The 2407-nt window shown below is 62.3% G+C and carries 1 pseudogene; it reads left to right on the top strand.

Features of this window, described 5'->3' with window-relative positions:
* Positions 1-2407 (top strand): annotated as a pseudogene (locus NW863_RS12755) (type II secretion system protein); the annotation flags it as partial.

Raw genomic sequence — 2407 nt, forward strand, 5'->3', positions numbered from 1 at the left:
GATGCCATTGCCCGCCCGCCTTTGACCAACTTCGCCGCCTATCAAACTGCCTGGCAAGCGGCAAACGCCCGTGGCACTCTGGCCAGCGTTATGAATGCCGGTCAGCCTGGTCGCAACCAACCGGTCGGCGATCCGCCTGTCTCCAACGAGGGCCTCAGTCCCAAACCGGTGGACTACTACCCCGATCCGGATCGGCGGCCCTATGGCTTCCGGCTGCGCAATGGGGCAGTGCTGGCCCGCGGCGGGTTTAACCTCGATGAAGCCGTCTTCGGCCTCTCTTTCGTTTCCGACAACCCCGTCTACATCCAAGGGGACTTTAACCTGCACCGGACGAGGGGAGGCGATCCGCTGGAAGAGTTCAAGACTCTCCTCAACTTCGGATCAGACGGCCTTTACAGCAACTTCTACGGGCGACTCCGGAGGAACGAAGACCGGCGCTTTGCCCGGGCAGCGGAGGATCTCTGGCGACCCACTGAGATCATAGGCGACTCGATCAATATCCTCTCCGCCGATTTCTGCGATGGCAGCATTGACGATGGCTTTGTCCAGGATGGCACCCTCAATGGCGGCGGCAGCAGCTTTGTGGCCAACCGCGACTACCAGGGCAACCCACAGCGGGCCTCGGCTCCTCGCCGCAACGACTACTACGGCTGCAGCGGGCCAAACCTCGGGGCCAACACCTCCTTCCTCAACCAGGCGCTGGTGATCCGCGGCAACAACTGGCCGGCTCCGGATCCGAATAACAATGGCGCTGGTGTTCTGCGCTTCGACAACACCAACGGGGCCCAGAACTTGGGTGACAACACCAACCAGCCCGGCTGGCCGGATGTGTTTGCCCGCGACACCCTCTTTGCCCGCCGCGACAGCACCGATCCCAACTCCAATGAAGCCGACCGGACAGTAGGTCGGGGCGTGCCTGAGGTGCGGCAGTTGCGGGCGCCAGATAGGGACTATGCCAACTTCGGCGTGCGCATCTCCGCCCTGGGCAACCCGGTGCTGGATACCTCCCGCTGGGTGATGGTGGCTCCCATCGGGCCCTGCCCGAACCCTGGCGGCGCTGGCCTGCTGGCCGAGTACTACAACGGCTGGATCACCAGCCCGCGGAACCAGTACGACCCCAATACGGGGTTTGCCAGCACTGGCGCTGTAGGCCCTTTGCTCTCGAATGCTCAAAATAAAAACCTGCCCTACCTGCGGGCGGTGCGCTGGCCGGATCCAGTGTTCCCGGCCCAGGGGGTGCCGGATGCCATCGGTCAATACAACAACGGCTACACCAGCAGTGCGCCGCGTTGCCCAACGACCAACTTGGACAGCGCCACCAACGACCAACGCTGGGCCTGCGTGCGCGACGCTATCAGTAATGGCGATGGCACCGTCAATCCAAGCAGCTTTGCCCGCAGCGGTTCTGGTTTCCCCTCGTGGGGTGGCTTCCAGTACCAGTTCGGTAACAGCACGGATCTGAATTCAAGGTCTCCCTTCAAGCGGCAGCTGTACAGCAATTCCACTTGCAATGGCTCTTTGTCTGACATCCTGCAGCCCCTTTGCCGCCTGTCGGTGCCAATTCTCGCGCCGCCGAATGTTTGGGAGGATCTTCTTCGGGAGCCTCAGCCACCTTTCATCCCGCCTGATCCTAGTCCGGATCGCCGGGATCGCGGCGACTGGTTCTGGATGCCCAGTTGCGGAGAGCTAGACGGCAACAACAACTTGCCGAACGCGCCCATCGATGCGGATGACATCGGCTATTCCTATGTGCCTGTCGGCAGCCCTCGCATTGGATACGACCTCAATAGGCTGCTCCCCAACGGACAGGGAACTAGCGAGCTCCGATTCAACCCCAACCAGTTCAACTTCCTACGCTCCTGCTGGCGGCGCAGAAGCGGCGGAGCAAACAGTGGCAACAACAACGGTAACGATTTCTTCGTCGTCCGCTGGGTAGGGGAGCTCTATCCCCGCTGGCCGGGCCTGCAGAGCTACCACATCCTCGATGGTGATGATGGCGTGCGGTTGATCATCCGGCGGCGGGAAGGCTCCGATGCTACTTTTGGCGTTCCGGACGGCAGTCCCCTCAGCCTAGGGCCGAACGCGGCAGGTGCCGAGGCCTGGTCAGATGGCAGCGGCAAGCAGGTCACCCTGCGCTTGGAGCTGGAGTGCGCGCCTGCACAAGGGCCTTCTCCTTACCTGGTGGAGATCCAGACCTATGAAAACACCGGCACTGCGCGATTGCGCTTTGCTACCCGCGATGGCAGCGATCAGGAAAACTATGACCTGCGCTACCTGAAGCCGCTGGAGCCGAAGAACAAACCTTGCCTGCCGAGCGGAAATCCAGAGGATACTCGGTTTCAGCGTTCCTGCTTCAACCCGACGCCGACGCCCACGACGACGCCGCCCCCCACGCCGAGTCGGACGC

The sequence above is a fragment of the Synechococcus sp. B60.1 genome (genome assembly GCF_047462555.1).
In the GTDB taxonomy this organism is placed as follows: Bacteria; Cyanobacteriota; Cyanobacteriia; order Thermostichales; family Thermostichaceae; genus Thermostichus.